Origin of the sequence: Dyella dinghuensis (assembly GCF_003977615.1) — a bacterium.
In the GTDB taxonomy this organism is placed as follows: Bacteria; Pseudomonadota; Gammaproteobacteria; order Xanthomonadales; family Rhodanobacteraceae; genus Dyella_B; species Dyella_B dinghuensis.
Genome location: NZ_RYZR01000003.1, coordinates 734,643 through 752,425, shown reverse-complemented (window position 1 = coordinate 752,425; position 17,783 = coordinate 734,643). Strand labels below are relative to the sequence as shown.

Annotated in this window: 12 protein-coding genes; 7 read left to right on the top strand and 5 right to left on the bottom strand. The window is 58.8% G+C overall.

All coding sequences use genetic code 11. The features are described 5' to 3' along the window. Nucleotide 1 precedes the first annotated feature (1 nt). Complete coding sequence (locus EKH79_RS06540; protein ID WP_126672952.1) at nucleotides 2-1,579, bottom strand: DUF1800 domain-containing protein; 1,578 nt, start codon at nucleotides 1,577-1,579, stop codon at nucleotides 2-4. A gap of 161 nt (nucleotides 1,580-1,740) precedes the next feature. Between EKH79_RS06540 and EKH79_RS06535 the strand changes: the two genes are divergently transcribed. Beyond that, nucleotides 1,741-2,355: a class I SAM-dependent DNA methyltransferase gene (locus EKH79_RS06535; RefSeq protein ID WP_126672951.1), complete on the top strand. Its 615-nt coding sequence runs from the start codon at nucleotides 1,741-1,743 to the stop codon at nucleotides 2,353-2,355. 228 nt (nucleotides 2,356-2,583) lie between these two features. Here the strand turns inward: EKH79_RS06535 and agaR are convergent, their stop codons facing one another. From agaR to EKH79_RS06520, 3 genes are all read right to left on the bottom strand, one after another. Next, entirely contained in the window at nucleotides 2,584-3,390 is an 807-nt protein-coding gene (gene agaR / locus EKH79_RS06530; protein WP_126672950.1) for a transcriptional repressor AgaR, read from the bottom strand. Beyond that, nucleotides 3,383-4,654, bottom strand: coding sequence for an amidohydrolase family protein (locus EKH79_RS06525; RefSeq protein ID WP_126672949.1), 1,272 nt, complete (start codon nucleotides 4,652-4,654; stop codon nucleotides 3,383-3,385). The genes agaR and EKH79_RS06525 overlap by 8 nt, the downstream gene beginning before the upstream one ends. Before the next feature lie 200 nt (nucleotides 4,655-4,854). Continuing rightward, nucleotides 4,855-5,772: a class I fructose-bisphosphate aldolase gene (locus tag EKH79_RS06520; RefSeq protein ID WP_126672948.1), complete on the bottom strand. Its 918-nt coding sequence runs from the start codon at nucleotides 5,770-5,772 to the stop codon at nucleotides 4,855-4,857. A 92-nt stretch (nucleotides 5,773-5,864) separates the two neighbouring features. On the opposite strand from EKH79_RS06520, the gene EKH79_RS06515 reads away from it, so the two are divergent. The 6 genes from EKH79_RS06515 to EKH79_RS06490 all read left to right on the top strand — a co-directional run bounded on the left by EKH79_RS06515 (nucleotide 5,865) and on the right by EKH79_RS06490 (nucleotide 16,380). Beyond that, the gene (locus EKH79_RS06515) at nucleotides 5,865-7,031 is read left to right on the top strand and encodes an SIS domain-containing protein (protein WP_199754154.1); all 1,167 of its coding nucleotides are present in this window, start codon (nucleotides 5,865-5,867) and stop codon (nucleotides 7,029-7,031) included. Then, on the top strand, nucleotides 7,028-7,969 hold the full coding sequence (locus tag EKH79_RS06510; RefSeq protein WP_126672947.1) for a carbohydrate kinase family protein: 942 nt from the start codon (nucleotides 7,028-7,030) through the stop codon (nucleotides 7,967-7,969). The genes EKH79_RS06515 and EKH79_RS06510 overlap by 4 nt, the downstream gene beginning before the upstream one ends. Next, nucleotides 7,966-8,928 carry a 1-phosphofructokinase family hexose kinase gene (locus EKH79_RS06505; protein WP_126672946.1) on the top strand — a complete coding sequence of 321 codons (963 nt, stop codon included), beginning with the start codon at nucleotides 7,966-7,968 and terminating at the stop codon, nucleotides 8,926-8,928. The genes EKH79_RS06510 and EKH79_RS06505 overlap by 4 nt, the downstream gene beginning before the upstream one ends. 135 nt (nucleotides 8,929-9,063) lie before the next feature. Further along, nucleotides 9,064-12,144: a TonB-dependent receptor plug domain-containing protein gene (locus tag EKH79_RS06500; protein ID WP_158621208.1), complete on the top strand. Its 3,081-nt coding sequence runs from the start codon at nucleotides 9,064-9,066 to the stop codon at nucleotides 12,142-12,144. 118 nt (nucleotides 12,145-12,262) lie between these two features. Next, nucleotides 12,263-14,296 carry an enterotoxin gene (locus EKH79_RS06495; protein WP_199754152.1) on the top strand — a complete coding sequence of 678 codons (2,034 nt, stop codon included), beginning with the start codon at nucleotides 12,263-12,265 and terminating at the stop codon, nucleotides 14,294-14,296. 206 nt (nucleotides 14,297-14,502) lie between these two features. Continuing rightward, nucleotides 14,503-16,380: a beta-galactosidase gene (locus EKH79_RS06490; RefSeq protein ID WP_126672944.1), complete on the top strand. Its 1,878-nt coding sequence runs from the start codon at nucleotides 14,503-14,505 to the stop codon at nucleotides 16,378-16,380. Nucleotides 16,381-16,382: 2 nt separating this feature from the next. On the opposite strand, the gene EKH79_RS06485 is transcribed toward EKH79_RS06490, so the two are convergent. Then, complete coding sequence (locus EKH79_RS06485; RefSeq protein WP_233590204.1) at nucleotides 16,383-17,771, bottom strand: carbohydrate porin; 1,389 nt, start codon at nucleotides 17,769-17,771, stop codon at nucleotides 16,383-16,385. Between the last annotated feature and the right edge of the window lie 12 nt (nucleotides 17,772-17,783).

Genomic DNA, 17,783 nt, shown 5'->3' with positions numbered 1-17,783 from the left:
CTCAGCGATAGTTGAAGTCAGGTGAAGACAGAAGGAACGTGTTCCATTCAACTTGTGACGCGGCCTTGGCCAGCGCATCGCGCGTGCTCGCAGACAGCGTCGGTTGGAGCGTTTCCTGGAAGAGTGTTGAGTTGAGCATCGGCGGATTGGCTTGCGTCACCTGGCCATCGCTACCGGCGAAAAGACGGTTTCTGCCGCTGCCGATGGCGCGTGCTACATCAAAGCGTTTCGCCATCTGGCCGGAACTGGACCAGCTCGCACTATCCAGTGCCCAACCATCCGGCGTGATGTGGCCGTAGGGCAGTTCGCTCATCTGATTGAGCCAGTTCACCAGCGGATCGGCGTTGCTGATCGGCTTGCCGTCGTAGCTGATGCGCATGGCCGAAACAAGAAACTGCGTAGGGTCCTTGAACTTCTTGCCGTAGCTCTGCGTGATGTATTTGGACATGAACATCGTGCGTAGCACGGCAGCGATATCGCCATCGGTACGCTGGAAGGTTTGCGCCATCTCATTGACGAGTGCGGGCGGCGGATCATCGGCAACGAAATACTGTGCGATCTGCTTGGAGACAAAGGTCGCACACGCCGGTTGTCGCACAATCAAGTCGACCGCCTGCTGGACTTCATCGAAGCCGCTGCCATGAATGGTTTGTCCCAGGAATTCCTTGTTCGAGAAATCGTGGCGGCCGGGCAGGAAGATAAACAAACCATCGCGCACGACACCGGGACGTTGACGAAGGAAGCTATCGTCGATGCCGTCGATGACATTGGGGCCGCGTTGCGCCACCACGCCTGAACCCGTGAGTATCAGCGAAAGCTGCTGCACGTCCTGCTGGGTGTAACCGGAATTGACGCCGAGCGTGTGCAGTTCCATCAACTCGCGCGCGTAGTTCTCATTGGTTTTGCCGCGGATATTTTTTGCGTTGTCCAGGTATAGCTCCATGGCGGGGCTTTCCAGCGTCGCCATGACCAGATCCTTGAACTTGCCCAGCGCACGCGGGCGGACCACGTTTTCTTCGTAATCGGTCGTAAACAGGCCCACGCCGCCCTTGGGCGCATACACGCTGAAATGGTTGAGCCAGAACCACACCATCTGTTCTTTCAGCTGATTCTTGCCATAGATGGCACGCAGCAGCTCGACCTCCATGCTTTGCTTATAGAGGTCGCGGCGATACATCTGGAAATCTTTCTTCGCCATATCCTTGGCGCTGGTATCGGAGTCGTCGGTCTTCTTGACCTTCTGCTGCTCATCCCGGTATTGGGCCACCAGTTGCGCGGGCGCGGTGTTATAGACCTCGTAGCTATTGATGAGCGGTGCGACGGCAGGGGGAAGCGGATCGTCGCCGCCGGCCAGTTCTTCGTCGAGGAAACGTGTACGACCGATTTCGCGGTAGCGCTCGATGGTGGCGCTATCCAGGCCGAAGCTGACACGGCGCAGCCATGCGACATCGTCAGGGCTTAGCGGACGGGTGTCGGCGGCCTTCAGCGACAGCGGGCAGATCAGTGGTGCCGCCAGCAAAAGAGCCACAAGCAGACGGGAAGGTCGCTTTCGTGGGTGTGGGATCGTTTCTGCTTGCATGGTTGGGCCCCCCGTTGAGTGTCTTTACTGCCTCAACGTCTATCTTTCCTCAGGGCTGACCCAAATGTTGCTTTAGGTGAAGAATATTTCACTGTGATTCACGAAAAGCAGGCCGTGACGTTAATGCGGAGTTACCATGCGAGGCTGGATGGAGCCCAACCATGCACAAAACTTACGATCAGGCTTATTTCGACAAGTGGTACCGCGATCCCGATCACGCGGTGAGTTCGCCGGGGGCGTTGAAGCGCAAAGTGGCGATGGTGGTGGCGCAGGCCGAGTTCTATCTCGGCAGGCCCATCCGCAATGTGCTCGATGTTGGTTGCGGTGAAGGTGTATGGCGCGCGCCGCTGCGTGCGCTGCGACCTGATGTGCATTATCGCGGCCTGGATGCCAGTGAATATGTCGCTCGACGTTTCGGGCGCAGCCGGAATATCGGTCTTGCGCGCTTCAGCCAACTGGCGGAACTGCGTTTTGACACGCGCTTCGATGTGATCGTGTGTTCCGACGTGATGCATTACCTCAAGCCGGCCGAAATACGCGCGGGGCTTATTGGCATTGCCGAGATGCTGGAAGGTGTGGCGTTTCTGGAAGTGTTTACCAATCGCGATGATCCGGATGGCGATCATCAGGATCTGCAGCTGCGCTCACCGGCTTGGTATCTGCATGCTTTTCACGAAGTGGGGCTGTTGCCGTGTGGCTCGCAATGCTATGTGGGGCCGCGATTGGAGCGGCATATTTCGGCGTTGGAGCGTGCTCAGTTGCCGGTGGGTACTTAGAGCCAATTATTCGTGACAGTGTTGCCTTGCTCGTCATTGACCGGCTACGCCGTTGAAAAGCGCTTCGGCGCAGGCCGGAATCCAGTGTCGTCAAGCTTCAATAGTGTTCATACACATCAAACAATATCGCCACTAGATTCCGGCCTGCGCCGGAATGACGGGCAAAAAGCGAGAGGCACGCCTGGCTTTCGTTCGTCGCTTTAGAGCAGACGGAATGATGTTGGCGGCTTAGACCAACATCACCTTCACGCCAGCACTGCGAAGTGCCTCGACCATCTCAGGCGCAGCGCTGTTATCGGTGATGGCGGTATGCAAGGTTTGCACGGGCGTGATCACGGAAAGGCTGCGCTGCCCCAACTTGCTCGCGTCGAATACAGCGATGGTCTCGCGCGATACACGAATCATCAACGCATTGAGCGACGCTTCCAGCGGATCGGGCGTCGTGACACCAACCACCGGATCGAGGCCGTCGACACCCAGAAACAGGCGATCCGCCGAAAGACGCGACAACGCCTGTTCCGCATCGGGTCCAACCAGCGAATACGATGTTTGCCGTAGCAGACCGCCAAGCATCATCACGCGAATGTTCGGCAGTCCCGACAATTCCAGCGCAATGTTCAGCGCATTCGTCACGACTGTGAGCGACTCGAATTTCATCTGGCGAATCTGTCGCGCAATTTCCGCGGTGGTAGAACCCGAATCCAGAATGATGGTTTCGCCGTCCTGAATCAGCTTCGCTGCCGCTTGACCGATGCGCAACTTTTGCGGATGCGAGCGCGTCTCTTTGATGTTCAACGGCACATCGTTGGTGGTCGCTTGCGTAACGGGCAGCGCGCCGCCGTGTGAACGCGCGATCACCGAATTGCGGGCGAGCGTTTCCAGGTCGTTGCGGATCGTGACGGACGACGTACCAAAGCGTGTGGCGAGTTCTTCGACCGTCGCGCGGCCGTTGCTCTCGACGTAGTCGACGATCATGCGTCGGCGCTCCTCGACGAGAAGACGCTGCGAGGGGACGGAGGCGCGGGCTTCACTCATGACGGATATTCAACAGTCTGGCGGCATTGTCATGGTATATCTTGCGCAGGATTGTGTCTGTCAGTCCGACCCCGTAGATCGACCAGCGGCCCTGCGGCGGTGTTTCGGCCGGGGCGTAATCGAAGTATTCATCCTCGGTCTCGAGAAAACGGTAGTAAATCTCGTAGAGCTCGTCGCAGAACAGCTGCTGTGGGACATCGTCGCCATAGGGTGAGGGCACCGCATCCGTGCCGAACAGGATGCGATCCTGATAGCGGTCGAAAAAGCGCTGTGCCGTGCGCGGTTGCCGCCCCAGCTCGCCAATGCGGGCGCTGATATCCACCAGCGTATTGGGAAAACGGTCCAGACAGGACGACACGGCATCCAGGTTCTCAGCCCAGTTGCCTACATGCATCAGCGCAAACGTGGTCTTGGGATGCCGGGCGATCAGGCGATCGCGCGCCGCGAGGATCTCTTCGTTGCTCGGAAATTCCGGGCCGTAGAACGACCAGTCCGGGTGATGGCTCAGTTCTTCATAGCGCTCGTTGTATTCGTCGGTCCGCAGGAAGAAGGCCTCGGGGTCTGAAACATGCAGAAACACCGGCATGTTGTAGGCCGCACAGGCCTCCCACATTGGATCGAAGCGCCGATCATCGACCGCTACCAATGAACCGCTATCGATCTGTTCGCGCAGATACAGGCCGAGCGTTTTAAGCAACTTCAAACCGCGCGCGCCGACACGATGCGCATGTTCAATCGCATCGGCCTGCAGTTGCGGGTAATTCGATTCGGCAAATAGCCCATAGGAAGGCTCGGTGAGCGTGATGAAACGCCCGGGTGCTGCCTCATCAAACATGCGAACGGTTTGTTCCAGCCCCTTGCCTATACCGCCTGTGAGATTGACGAGTGTGCGGATACCTTTTCGATCCATCACCGGAAGCAGGTCTTCGGGTTTCGCAAAAACCGTGATGTCTTCGCCGACAGAAACACCGTTGCGTACGTTGGTCGACCAGGTGAGATGCGTGTGCGCATCGATGACCGGAAAACGCGGCGTTTCGATGCGCGATTTGGATACGCGCAACATGCTGCGCGGTTTGAAATCCTTCAGCCGCAACTCGCTCTTGCTTTGATCGGGCGCTGTTTGCAGCGGATTTTTCCCGCTGCTCGCCTGAATGGTGCCGGCGCCGCGCGGTGGCGCGCAGCAGAAGCACCCACCACGCGTTTGCGTGCGGAAAGACCAGGGAGCCGGGTGTGCAGGAGATGGTTTACGTAGGCGTTGCGTCATGACTTTCTCTGCTTCCACGTGATGGCGGGAAGAGGGTGCGCGTGAGTGTTGATCGAAACACACCTGGAGGGAAACGCAAGCGGCGCCGGTGCCTTACCCCCTCTCCCCGGCGCAGGCGGAGGATGCGTGAGGCATCCCGCCGGGGAGAGAGGTCGGCGCCGCCGAGACTGCCGAAGCGGAGGGGGAGGCCCCTCGAACAGTCAGCGCGGATACTTGGCCATGATCTGGTGTACGGCCTTCGTGAGTGCCACGGCCTGGTCCAAAGGACGCAACCACATGTTGCGGCCGAACATCACGCCGGTGGCGCCGGAGGCCATGTAGAACTCGACCTTGCGCAACACGGCTGCGTCGTCGTCGTTTTTCTCACCCCCCGAGAACAGCACCATCGTGCGTCCGGCTGAGCGCACGACGCGTTGCGTGCGCGCGGATGCGTCTTCATCGAGCTTGTTATACGGCGCGGGCACGTTGGCGCGGTTATCGTCCGGCTCGTGCAACTTCACCAGATCGGCGCCCAGCTCCAGTGCGACACGTGCGGCGTAATCCTGCGCGTAGAGGCTGCCTTTGCCGCCTTTGGCATCGATCGCCGAACCACGCGGATACGACCACAGCACCAGCGGCATGCCGTAGCGTTCGCAATCCTGGCGGACTTTCTCGAACTGGCGAAATTCGTCGTGCTGGCGCGGCGAACCGATATACATGGTGTAGCCGACCGCGTCGGCGCCCAATCGCACGGCGTCTTCGACGGAGGCGAAGAGCGGCGAGGTGGCGTCTGCGTCGCTGGGGATATTGGTCTTGCCGTTGAGCTTCAGGATCAACGGAACCTGCCCGCACCAATCGCCCATGTACTTCTCGGCCAGACCCACGCCGAGCGCGATCGCCGAAAAGTTGCCTTCCACCGCGAGGCGGAACTGGTACTCCGGATCGATCGCGGGCGGGTTCGGGAAGAAGTCGGTCGGGCCGTGTTCCAGTCCCTGGTCCAACGGCAGCACAAGCAGGCTGCCGTTACGGGGGCCGTGGCCATACATCAACCGGTGCAGGCGGGTTCGCTTGCCGTGGGAAAGGGAAAGTTTCGAAAACTTTTCGGAAGATTTCGAAAGGTGTTGTAACTCGTCTTTCATTTCGAATACTCTGGGAGCGTCATCGGATGGTTTCACATTCGAGCGAATTGAGCAAAATGTCAATACTTCATAAGAAAACGAAAGAAAAAACAATGCTGGAGACGCTGGCGGCTGCGCCGGCCGCCGAGCAGCAGGCGGAAGGCTATGCCGACACCCTGCGGGAAATCCTGCAGCAACCGGCGACCTGGAAAGACACGTTCGATTTGCTCCATAGCACCATCGTCCAGCAGCGGGTGGCGAAAGCGATCGAGCCGCGGCCGATGCATATCGTGCTCACGGGGTCGGGCAGTTCCATGTACATCGGCGAATGCCTCGCGCCGATCCTGCAATCGGGTCTTGGCGTACCCGTGCAGGCGATCGCCGCGGGCACACTGCTGACGCATTGGGACAGCGTACTGCCGCAAGGCCCCGGCTTGCTGATTTCGCTGGCGCGCTCGGGCGACAGTCCCGAAAGCGGCGGTGTGGTGAGCACCTTGCTGGCCGAAGCGCCTCAATGGCGGCATCTGGTGATTACCTGCAACGCCGACGGCAAGCTCGCCACGCAATACAACAACGATCCGCGCGTCACGGTGCTGGTGCTGGACGAACGCACCAACGACCGCAGTCTGGTAATGACCAGCAGCTTCACCAATCTGCTGCTCGGCGGTACTGCGTTGCTGCAGCGTACGCGCGATGCGATGGTCGAAGACGCCATCGATCAGGCTGCGTCGAATGTGCGGCGGGTTTTCGATACGTCGTCCGACAGCGTGGCCGCGCTGGCGCAGCGCGATATCGCATCGGTGGTCTATCTCGGTAGCGGGCCTGCGTTTGGCGCCGCACGCGAAGGCGCGCTGAAAATGCTGGAGATGACCGGTGGCAGGGTCGTCACCATGGCGGAAACATTCCTTGGCCTCCGGCATGGACCGATGTCGTTCATCCATCCGTCGACGTTGATTGTGGCGTTGTTGTCGCCCAAGGCCGATGTTCGCCGTTATGAATTGGATGTGTTGCGTGAGGTGTCGCGCAAGCGGCTTGGCTTGGCCAAGCTGATCGTCGGTGCGGACGTGCCATCAGAAGTGATTAGCGTTAACGACGTTTATGTCGACGCACCTTTCGCGACATCCAATGCCGATACCGCTGCTGTACTTACCGATGTGGTGGCGACACAACTGCTGGCATTTTTCCGCTGCCTGCACTTGGGCTGCAAACCCGATGCGCCATCCGAAGGTGTGCTGACTCGTGTTGTCGAGGACTTCGCCATTCACGGAGCATCGCCGTGAAGACGACCCAGCAGCCCGTACGCATCCTGGTGGTTGGCGAGATCAACGTGGATTTCGTCTTCAAGGGCTGCCGTGCGCTACCGATGCCGGGCAAGGAAGTGCTTGCCGACGACTTCGTGATGACGCCGGGCAGCTCATCGATGATTTGCGCGATGGGCTTGGCGAAGCTCGGAAATCATGTCGCATTTCACGGGAGACTCGGCTCGGATGCGTCCGGCGAGTATTGCCTGCGTGCATTGCGCGACGCCGGAATCGATACCTCTTCGCTGCGACCCGATGCGTCGCTGCGCACCGGTGTCACCGCTTCATTGTCGACACCGAACGACCGCGCACTCGTCACATTCGCAGGCGCCATGGCCGAACTGCGTGCCGATGAAGTGCAGGACGAGTGGCTGCGAAAAGCGACTCATCTGCACATCTCTTCCTACTTCCTGCAGAAGGCATTGCGGCCCGGTTGTCGCCGATTGTTCGAGCGCGCCACCGCATTAGGCCTCACCACATCGCTCGATCCGGGTTTCGATCCCGAGCAAAAGTGGGAAGGCGACGTGCTTGAGACTTTGCAACACGTCGATGTGTTTCTACCCAACGCGCAGGAGTTGGAAGCGATCACGGGCCGTGACGATCTGGGCGAAGCATTGGCTGCCGTACAAAACGGCCGCACTCGCACTGTCGTAAAGCGCGGCAGCGACGGATGCACCAGCCTGGACGATGGCTTGAAGGTTGATGTACCCGCCTATCCCGTCGACGCCATCGACAGCACGGGCGCCGGTGATTCATTCGACGCCGGTTTCTTGCATGCGTGGCTACGCAAGGCGTCGTGGCTGGATTCCATGCGGTGGGGTAGCGCGTGCGGAAGTCTTTCCACCCGCGGCATGGGTGGCACGGCAGCACAAGCCACGGCTGATCAAGCCATGTCCATGATGGCGGCAAAGCCATGATCACAGTCGCCGGATTCAACACGGCTATCGATCGTTTTATTCAGCTCGAAGCGCTGAATCCTGGCGAGGTGCATCGGGTCCAGGTTGAACATGTTTATCCCGGTGGGAAGGGTGTGCACGTTGCGCAAACCATTGCGGCGCTGGGTGAGCGCGTGCAACTGATCGGCTTGGTGGATGCTACGCATCGCGCTTTGATTGATCGCCGCATGCGTGAGCGCGGTGTTGCGTTTCACGGCGTCGATGTGGGTGGCGAACTTCGCCATTGCCTGGCACTACGCGATGCACGCGGCACGATCACGGAAATATTGGGGCAGGGTCCGGAACTCTTGCGATCCGAATGCGAGGCGCTGCTAGAGCATTTTCGGCGCAGCATCGATGAAAGCGAGCTGGTGATTCTCTGCGGAAGCTTGCCGCGCGGACTGACCGCGACGGTCTACGCCGGCCTCGTCGAATACGCGCGGCAACGCGGCAAGCGCTGTCTTGTCGATGCAAGCGGTGATGCCATGCGGCATGCCATCGACGCAAAACCGTTCATGGTCAAGCCCAATCGCGATGAGATCAGCGAATGGATCGGTCAGCCAGTCAATGATTTGTTGGCTGCCGAACGCGCGGCAGTGGCCTTGCGCGAGCGCGGCGTTGCCGTGCCGGTTGTCACGATGGGCGAGCTCGGCGCCGTGGCCGCTGATGAAAGCGGCGTCTGGCATGCGCAAGGGAGCTCGATACGTGTGCGCAACAGCGTCGGTTCCGGCGATTGCTTTCTCGCCGGCTTTGCGGTGGCGCTGAAGCGAAATATGCCGCTCGATGAAGCATTGCGGTTGGCGGTCGCCAGCGGCATGGCCAACGCGCAGACGGAAGAAACAGGTTTTGCAGAACGAAGCAGCGTGGAGTCGTTGCTTCCCTCGGTAAAGGTAAGCCGTCTCCGGGAACCGGAGAAAGCGCACAGCACATCACCACGATGATGCATAGCAAACGCAAGTAGGGAACAGAACACTGAGTGTCGGGCGCAAGGGGAGCTTTCGCCCGACGATCAATATTCGCACGCGGCAACACGATTGCCGGTGATGCGACATCACAACACGGGAGGAAGGGTTTTGATGCACACCACAAAAACAAGTTGCCGCGGCACCGAACGCGGCACGGAACGGTTCACTCGCCCCACGATCAAGAAAACGCTGCTCTCGCTTCACGTCGCAATCGCTTTGACAGGGTTTGCATTTGCCGGTGCTGCGGTTGCCCAGACATCGTCGACGACCCAGTCGTCCAACGTGAGCAGCAGCCAGACGAGTCAGGCCACGCAAGCGAATCCGCCTTCGACGAAGAAGGCCGTCAACCTTGAAGCTGTCACCGTGACGGGTTCGAACATTCGCAGTGTGGATGTCGAGGCGGCGCAGCCCGTAGTCACGATCACTGCGCAGGATATCCAGAAGCAGGGTTTCGCGACGGTCGGTCAGTTGTTGCAGAACGTATCGTCGATGTCGCCGCCGGATCTCAGCCGATCCGCACCGGGTGATCTGGGCCCTAACCAGGGCGGTTCGTTCATCGATCTTCGCGGTCTGGGTGCCATGCGTACGCTGGTGCTGGTGGATGGTCAACGCATTGGTGCCGCACATGGCGGTTACACCAATATCAACGTCATCCCGACATCCATTGTCGATCACATCGACATTCTTGCGACGGGTGCCTCTGCGGTTTACGGTTCCGATGCCATCGCCGGTGTGATCAACATCGTCACGAAAAAGAACTTCAACGGCGTTCAGCTCGATACGTACGACGGCGAATATATGCCGCATGCGGATGGCCGTCAGACGCAGAACAGTTTTACCGCAGGCAAGAGCAATGATCGCGGTGGCGTTGTGTTCAGTGCGTCGTTTCAGAATCAGAGCGCCGTCTGGGCGGACGATCGCAGTTTCTCGGCGTACCCCTATACGTCGCAGTATCCGTATTACGGCTTGAATCAGACTGGTCCACAGGCGCAGATCCTCAACTATCCGGGCGCCGCCACCGTCAACGGCGCGGTTCAACCGTGGGTGCTCAATGCGGGTGGTAATCCGATGAACATCAACGATTACCATCCTTACGTGTATCCGACGTACGCAGCAAACGGGAACATCACCAGCCTCGCGAATGCGGGCGACCAGAATTACAACCCCTACGCCGGTCGCACGAATATGTTGCTGACGGAGGACAGGACCAAGAACCTGTACCTCGATGCGCATTACAAGATCACCGACAACATCACGTTCAAGTTCAACTACGGGTACAACGCCGACTACGAAACCGCGCAATCGGGCTCGCCCTATTTCTATTCGGGCATGGGCTCGAACGGCGCGTATCCTTCAGTGCTTTCCGAATACAGTTACTACAATCCGCTTTACGGTATTCAGCCGGTCCAGTTCGCCCGCTATGCGCCAGAGGACAGCTATATCAGCTGGAACGATAACAAGAACTATCGTTACAGCTTTGGCCTGGATGGCGTCTTCAGCATCGGCGAACACGAATTCAATTGGGATGTGTACACGTACGACAGCAAGATCAGCGGTGTTAACACGCGCACCGGTTATTTCAACCTGATCAACGTTGCCAATGCATTGGGCCCTTCGTTCTCACAGGGTGGCACTGTGGTGTGTGGCACACCGGGCAACGTGATTGCCGGATGCGTGCCCATCAATCCGCTTGCGCCGCTCACGCCGCAGGAGCTCAAATACATCGCAATCAACAGCATCGAACATTACGGCAGCAACGAGCGCGCATGGGTTGCCGACTTTGGCGGCGATCTGGCGGAGTTGCCGGGCGGCGATCTGACGTTCTCCACGGGTGTGCAGCATCGCGATGAGTCCGGTTATGACTCGCCCGATCCGTTTGCCTACGCGGGTTATTCGACCGACGGTGGCGTAGGTCCCAATAGCGGCAGTTACGATCTCAACGAGGCGTACGCGGAAGTCAACGCGCCGCTGCTGAAAGATTTGCCCGGTGCGCAAAGCCTCAGCCTCGATGTGGCGACACGCTATTCGCACTACAGCAACTTCGGCAGCACGACCAACAGCTCGTTCAAATTGACGTGGAAGCCGATCGACGACGTGCTGGTGCGTGCAAGTTACGGCACTGGTTTCCGCGCGCCGACGGTCAACGATCTTTTCCAGGGCCGTTATCCCGCTGGTACGTTCACCGACCCGTGCGACTCGGTGTATGGCCTCTCCGCGTACGGCAACAACGCGCTTGTCGCACAACGTTGCTTGACCGGTTATGGCGGTATCCAGGGTGTGCCGGCGAATTTCCGCCAGACCGACAACACCGGCGCTCCCATTACATCGCCTAGCGGTGAGGGTGCCGAGCCAACGACCAACTGGACCGGCGGCAACCCGAACCTGCGCCCGGAAACGTCCTACAACGGTGACGTGGGCCTTGTTTACAGTCCGGCATGGTTGCCCGGTTTCGACGCGACCGTCGACTGGTGGACGTACAACATCCGCAACCTGATCACGGGCATCAGCAACGATCAGCTCATCGCCGATTGTTATCAGTACAGCATCCAGTCGGCGTGCGGTCAGTTCAAGCGCAATCCAACTACCGGCCAGATCTACGATCTGTTGAATCTGGAAACGAACGCAGGTTGGTTGAAGGAGCGCGGCTACGATTTCTCGTTCAACTACCGCTTCCCCGAGACACCGGTCGGCAACTTCAAGCTGGGCATGAATGGTACGTACATCGCAGCGTTCAACATGTTGCCGACGATCGGCTCGAACGTCATCTACATGGCGGGTAACACGCAGAACTACTACACATCGTGGCGTTTGCGCGACAACGTGACACTGAACTGGAGCTGGCACGATTTCGGTGCAAGCTGGACGGTGCGTTACTTCTCGCCGTACAAGGTGGATTGCGCCTATGCGCCGTCGACGGGTATTACGGCGTTCCCGTGCACGCTACCCAACTACTATGCACCGGGTGTCGGCGTGGTGCCGCAGACGCAGATTCCATCCATCACGTTTAACGATCTGCAGGTGTACTGGAACGCGCCGTGGCATGCCACGATCTCGCTTGGAGCGAACGACATCTTCAATCGCGTCAGCCCGAACGTGTACGGTGGTTATCAGAGCGGCGATACGCCGTACGACTACAACTCGTCGTATGACCTTGGCCGCTATGTCTACGTGCGTTATTCACAGAAGTTCTGATGTGACAAAGGCGAGGTCTGCAAGGGGTATAAATCTTTGCAGCCTCGCCGCTTGAACAAAAATCATCGCTTCGAGTGCTACCAAGGCGCCAAAGGCTGCCGCTCTTCAAGAGGTTTCCATGTTTCACGTGTATCGCAACAAGTTGCTATCGATGCGCAGGACGGGTCTCGCCATCGGCCTGATAGGTGCGTGTTTGGGTGGTTCGTCGTTGGCGCATGCGGACGATGCGGCGATTCTCAATCCCGGAGCGCCCGTCTACGCGGTTCAGACCGGGCAGGCGCATTTTGGCAATGCCGCTGTCGAGGCGGCCTGGGTGGTCGCTCAAAATCGTCTGACTGGCTTGACCATCACGGATCGCGACAATGGCCAGGCGTTGAAAGTCGACGCGCTGTTCGATTTGACCTTGCGGAACAAGCAATCCATCAAGGCCGGCGATATGCATTTGCTGGCAGCTCCGTCCGAGCGTGCGCTGCCGGCCGATCCAAAATCGCCGAATCTGGCGGAACGTTCGGCAGGTAAGGCGGTAAGCGCAAGCTTTGGCGATGCCGATGGGCGCTTTCGTGTTGACTGGCAACTTGTGCAGCGCGACGGTTCGGCCTATCTGCGCGAAATCGTCACCGTCACCGCCTTGAAGCAGGACGAGCCGCTTACCAGTGTGTCGCTAATTCCGTCGACCATCGATCATGCGGAAGTCGACGGCACCGTCAAAGGTTCGCCAGTGGTGGCGGGGCGGATGTATATGGGGTTTGAGAACCCATTGTCGGATAGCGATGTGCGTGGCAAGCATGTAGTGCTCAGCATGGCGCGTACGCTGCCGCTTCGCAAAGATCAGTCGATCACGTATTCGGCGGTTGTCGGTGCCGTTCGTGATGGTCAGTTGCGGCGCGATTTTGCGACATATGTGGAGCGGGAGCGCGCGCATCCCTATCGCCCCTTCCTGCATTACAACTCCTGGTACGACATCGGTTACTTCACGCCCTATACCGAAACGCAGGCGCTCGATCGCATCAACACTTTCGGTGAGGAGCTCAGCGTCAAGCGCGGCGTGAAGCTCGACTCTTTCCTGTTCGACGATGGCTGGGATGATCGATCCGGCAGCTGGCATTTCAGCAAGGATTTCCCGCATGGCTTTGTGCCGTTGCGCGACGCCGCGGCGAAATACGGTGCCGCGCCGGGCATGTGGCTGTCGCCTTGGGGCGGTTACGGGCCGCCCAAGGATGAGCGTGTGAAGAATGGCAAGGCAGCCGGCTACGAAATCATCGACGATGGCTTCGCGCTCTCTGGTCCGACGTATTACCAGCGTTTCCATGATGCGGTTATGGAAATGCTCGACAAAGACGGCATCAACCAATTCAAGTTCGATGGCACCGGTAACGCCGACAGCGTATTTCCGGGCAGCCGTTTCGATAGCGACTTCTCTGCAGCGATTGCGCTGATCGAAGATATTCGCGCTTCTCATCCGGAAACTTATATCAATCTCACGACCGGTACCTGGGCATCGCCATTCTGGTTGCGCTATGCCGATTCCATCTGGCGTGGCGGAGAAGACGACTGGCATGCGGGTGTGGGTACCGAGCGCGAGCAGTGGATCACTTATCGCGATCAGCAGACTTACGAAAACATCGTCATTCAAGGTCCGCTGTATCCGATCAACTCGCTGATGCTTCACGGCATCATCTATGCGCAGAAGAATACGCGCCTCAATACTGATCCCGGGCACGACTTCGCCAATGAAGTGCATTCCTATTTCGGGACAGGAACGCAGCTGCAGGAGATGTATATCACGCCGTCGCTGCTGAGCAAAGACAACTGGGATTCGCTGGCCGAAGCGGCCAAATGGTCTCGCAGTAACGCGGATGTTTTGCGCGACTCGCATTGGATCGGCGGCGATCCGGGGCGGCTGGATGTCTACGGTTGGGCGTCGTGGTCGCCGAACAAATCGATTATCACGCTACGCAATCCGGATTCACACGCACAGACGGCTGTCATCGATCTGCAACGGCAATTGGAATTGCCGAAAGGCGCGGTGCGGCAGTTCCACGTTCGTGACGTGTGGAACAGCGGTGGCGCTCCGAAGCAGCTCGATGCCGATCATGTGAGCACGATCACGCTGGCGCCATTCGAAGTATTGACCCTTGAATTGACGCCTTGATGTACCCTCCGGCCTCCGTTGTTAGTGATGCGGTGCGAGCGTAAGTTTTCGATCTAGCCGCAACGCGCTCCCTCCCCTACGTGCAGTGGGGGAGGGTTGGGGTGGGGTGAAGCCGTGATGGTTGCGGCAAGATTGATTGACCCCTCCCCGGCCCTCCCCTGCAAGCAGGGGAGGGAGTATGTGTAGAGCTATTGGCTGAGGAATTCATGGAGCGTCGCGATTTTCTTCGATTTGCGCTTTTGACACCGCTGGCTGCAGCCATGCCGGTTGCTTATGGCGAAACGGACAAAGCATCCGGTATCGAACCCATCCCCGATGGCAAGCCGCATCGTTTCGAGCTCAGCCGCCAACATTTCCTGCTCGACGGCACACCGTTCCAGATACGCAGCGGTGAAATGCATCCCGCGCGCATTCCCGCCGAATACTGGCTGCACCGCATTCAGATGGCCAAGGCGATGGGACTCAATACCATCGCGATTTACTTGATGTGGAACTACTTCGAAAGCGAGCCGGGCGTGTTCGACTTCACGACCGAGCGCCGCGACTTCGTCCGTTTCATCAAGTTGTGTCAGCAGGAAGGCATGTGGGTTTATCTGCGCCCAGGCCCCTACGTTTGCGCGGAATGGGATTTGGGTGGTCTGCCGGCATACCTGTTGCGCGATCCTTCCATTCGCGTGCGCACCAAAGACGACGCGCGCTACATGCACGCTGTGCAACGCTACATGGAAGCGGTGGGTCCCAAGATTGCGCCGCTGATGGCCAACCGTGGCGGCCCGATCCTGATGATGCAGATCGAGAACGAATACGCATCGTTTGGCCACGATCGCGAGTATCTGCTGCGCTTGCGTACGATGTGGCAAGCAAACGGCATCGAAGGACCGTTCTCGGTCTCCGATGGATTGGACCAAATCCAGAAAGCAGGCACGTATGTGCCGGGCGCTGCACTAGGCCTGGATGGCGATACCGATTTTGCCGCCGCGCAGGCGATTGCGGGCGACGCGCCAGTGTGGGTCGGCGAGGGTTATCCCGGCTGGTTGACGCACTGGGGCGATCTGTTTTTTCAAAGCGGCAATTATCTGCCGACCTTGCGCAAGCTCATGGCCGAAGGCCGCTCGTTCAACATGTACGTGGTACATGGCGGCACCAACTTCGGCTTCACCGCCGGTGCCAACGCGCGTAACGACTACGCGAATTTCGAACCGGTCATCACCAGCTACGATTACGGTGCGCCGATAAACGAGCGCGGCGAAGCGACGCGCGATTACCGCGCTTTCCGTTCCGTGATTACGGCACATCTGCCGGCGCCAGTCTCGGATCCACCGCCCGCGCCACCGACCATCCATTTTGATGATGTGATGGCGCATCCCTATGCATCGATCTGGGACAACTTTCCGATGCCGTCGCGGCAGGTGAAGAAGCCCGATCCGAATGAAATCCTGTTTGCGCAGAATCAAGGCATGGTGTTGTACCGCAAGACGCTGTTGAGCGGCGGCATGCTGAATATGGAAGGCCTGCGCGATTACGGCACGGTATCGAGCGACGGGAAATACCTGGATTATGTGTCGCGCGTGAACAAACCCGGTTTGCACGTGCGGCAATACGTGGATATTCCGCCACCCGCCAACGGCGTGGGTGCGATGGTGGAGATTCTGGTCGACAGTTTCGGCCATGTCGGTTACGGGCAAGCGATGTACGACTTCAAGGGCATCGTCGGCGCGGTAACGCTCAACGGCGAAGAGCTGCACGATTGGCAAGCGCATAGCCTGCCGCTGGATGAGGCCTATATCGCAGGCCTTCCGCCGATGGAACGGAATTCGCCTTCTGCGCTTCGTCCCGGCATGTTCTTCAAGGCCATCGTCAAGCTCGACCAGCTGGGCGATTGCTACATCGACATGAGCGAGTGGAACAAAGGCTATCTGTGGGTCAATGGCAAGCCGCTTGGCCGTTACTGGCAAATCGGCCCGCAGCAGCGCCTGTATTGCCCCGCGTCATGGTTCAAGCACGGACACAACGAGTTGCTCGTGTTCGATATGCATCGTGTCAGCGCCGCGCCCATTCGCTGCAGCAATCGTTTGCAGGGCTGAACTCAGAATTCGATGTGCGCGCGCAGACCGGCAAAGCGCGCCGGGCCGCGATCGCGGTTGTAGCCGGGATTGCGAATGAATTGAATGTCCGGTGTGATGGTCAGGTGGTTGATCACCGCGATGCTGTAATACGCCTCGGCAATCTGTTCCGGACCGTAACGCAGCGTGCCGTCGCCCAGCAGGAATCCGTCGCCGCCCAGGGTGAGGTATTCGGAGTGAATGCGCGATAGCCCTTCGATGGCAACGCCCAAACCGACTCGATCGTCGGAACGGCCCCAATGCGCGCCGGATAATTGAAAGCCACCGCTGAGCACGCGATCGACTTCTGTAAACACGAACGATTCGGTGTGTCCGTCGTTCCAGCCTGCACGCATGAAAAGTCCGGTGTCGCCATTGTCGGCCAGCGGAAGTTCGCCGTTGATGCCAAAGCCGAACTTGTGGCGTCCGGGCGCATCGTCGTCGTGAACATTCGGCTGCTGACCGGTTGCTTCGGCGATATCGATGGCCTGTTGATAAATGCCCATGTTTCCGGTGTTGTAGAAACCCAGAAAACGTAGCGCCCAGCCATCGGGCTTCGGTTGCAGCGTCCATTCGAGTTGCTGACCGCTCGCTACATTCAACGATTCTTCCAGCGGTTGTCCGTTAGCCTCGATCGGCATGCGATAGATGCCATAACGCAGACTCCATCCGGGCATGATCCAGCCAACCATTAATCCGTCGGTGTAACCGCGCGTGTCAGCCGCAAAGTCCCAGGCGGTGTTGTTCCATAGCGACCAGTTCATGAACTGCGTGCGTGTCGAATTCGCGTAACGGTTCTTGTCGAAATCATCATTGACCGCCATCAGGCCGACTTTGATTTCAATGTGCTTGGCCGCTTCTTGGCCCGGCAGCTGATCTTGTCCGCGCTCGATGGTCGTCATCTGGTCGCCGAGTGGGACCGTCCAGCGCAAATAAGCGCGAGCGACGTAGGGACGTTTGCCAAGGCTAGCAACGCCGGAGCGAATGATGTCGCCATTCGTCAAACCAGCCAGACCGGTAGCGCCGCTTACACCTTCGCCCTTGAACATTTCCACGTCGAGATAAAACTGCAGACGTTCCGGAAGCTGGATGCCGAAATACGTGCCAAACGTGTGCGAGCGTGCTGTCGATCCATTGGGATTGAGGCTCAACGGGCCGCTGTAGGGCGCGTGCACGCGCGACTGATTTTGATCGACGAAGGTGTATTGCGCGCCGAGCCATTGCGGCACGAACAGCGGCGCATCATCGGCGTGAGCGGCCAAGGGCGCTGCGGCGATCAGCAGGCACGACAAGATGTTGCGACGGGCGCGGCGTTGAAACGTGGTGATCATGAGTGAAGGTTGCGGACGTCCAATCGCCGGTGCACCGCTCATGCTGCAAGCTGC

Bases quoted from the DNA above. Each gene is read 5' to 3' on its own strand.
- agaR (WP_126672950.1), bottom strand. From the start codon at position 3,390: ATGAGTGAAGCCCGCGCCTCCGTCCCCTCGCAGCGTCTTCTCGTCGAG.
- EKH79_RS06520 (WP_126672948.1), bottom strand. From the start codon at position 5,772: ATGAAAGACGAGTTACAACACCTTTCGAAATCTTCCGAAAAGTTTTCG.
- EKH79_RS06525 (WP_126672949.1), bottom strand. From the start codon at position 4,654: ATGACGCAACGCCTACGTAAACCATCTCCTGCACACCCGGCTCCCTGG.
- EKH79_RS06540 (WP_126672952.1), bottom strand. From the start codon at position 1,579: ATGCAAGCAGAAACGATCCCACACCCACGAAAGCGACCTTCCCGTCTG.
- EKH79_RS06535 (WP_126672951.1), top strand. From the start codon at position 1,741: ATGCACAAAACTTACGATCAGGCTTATTTCGACAAGTGGTACCGCGAT.
- EKH79_RS06505 (WP_126672946.1), top strand. From the start codon at position 7,966: ATGATCACAGTCGCCGGATTCAACACGGCTATCGATCGTTTTATTCAG.
- EKH79_RS06500 (WP_158621208.1), top strand. From the start codon at position 9,064: ATGCACACCACAAAAACAAGTTGCCGCGGCACCGAACGCGGCACGGAA.
- EKH79_RS06490 (WP_126672944.1), top strand. From the start codon at position 14,503: ATGGAGCGTCGCGATTTTCTTCGATTTGCGCTTTTGACACCGCTGGCT.
- EKH79_RS06485 (WP_233590204.1), bottom strand. From the start codon at position 17,771: ATGAGCGGTGCACCGGCGATTGGACGTCCGCAACCTTCACTCATGATC.
- EKH79_RS06495 (WP_199754152.1), top strand. From the start codon at position 12,263: ATGTTTCACGTGTATCGCAACAAGTTGCTATCGATGCGCAGGACGGGT.
- EKH79_RS06515 (WP_199754154.1), top strand. From the start codon at position 5,865: ATGCTGGAGACGCTGGCGGCTGCGCCGGCCGCCGAGCAGCAGGCGGAA.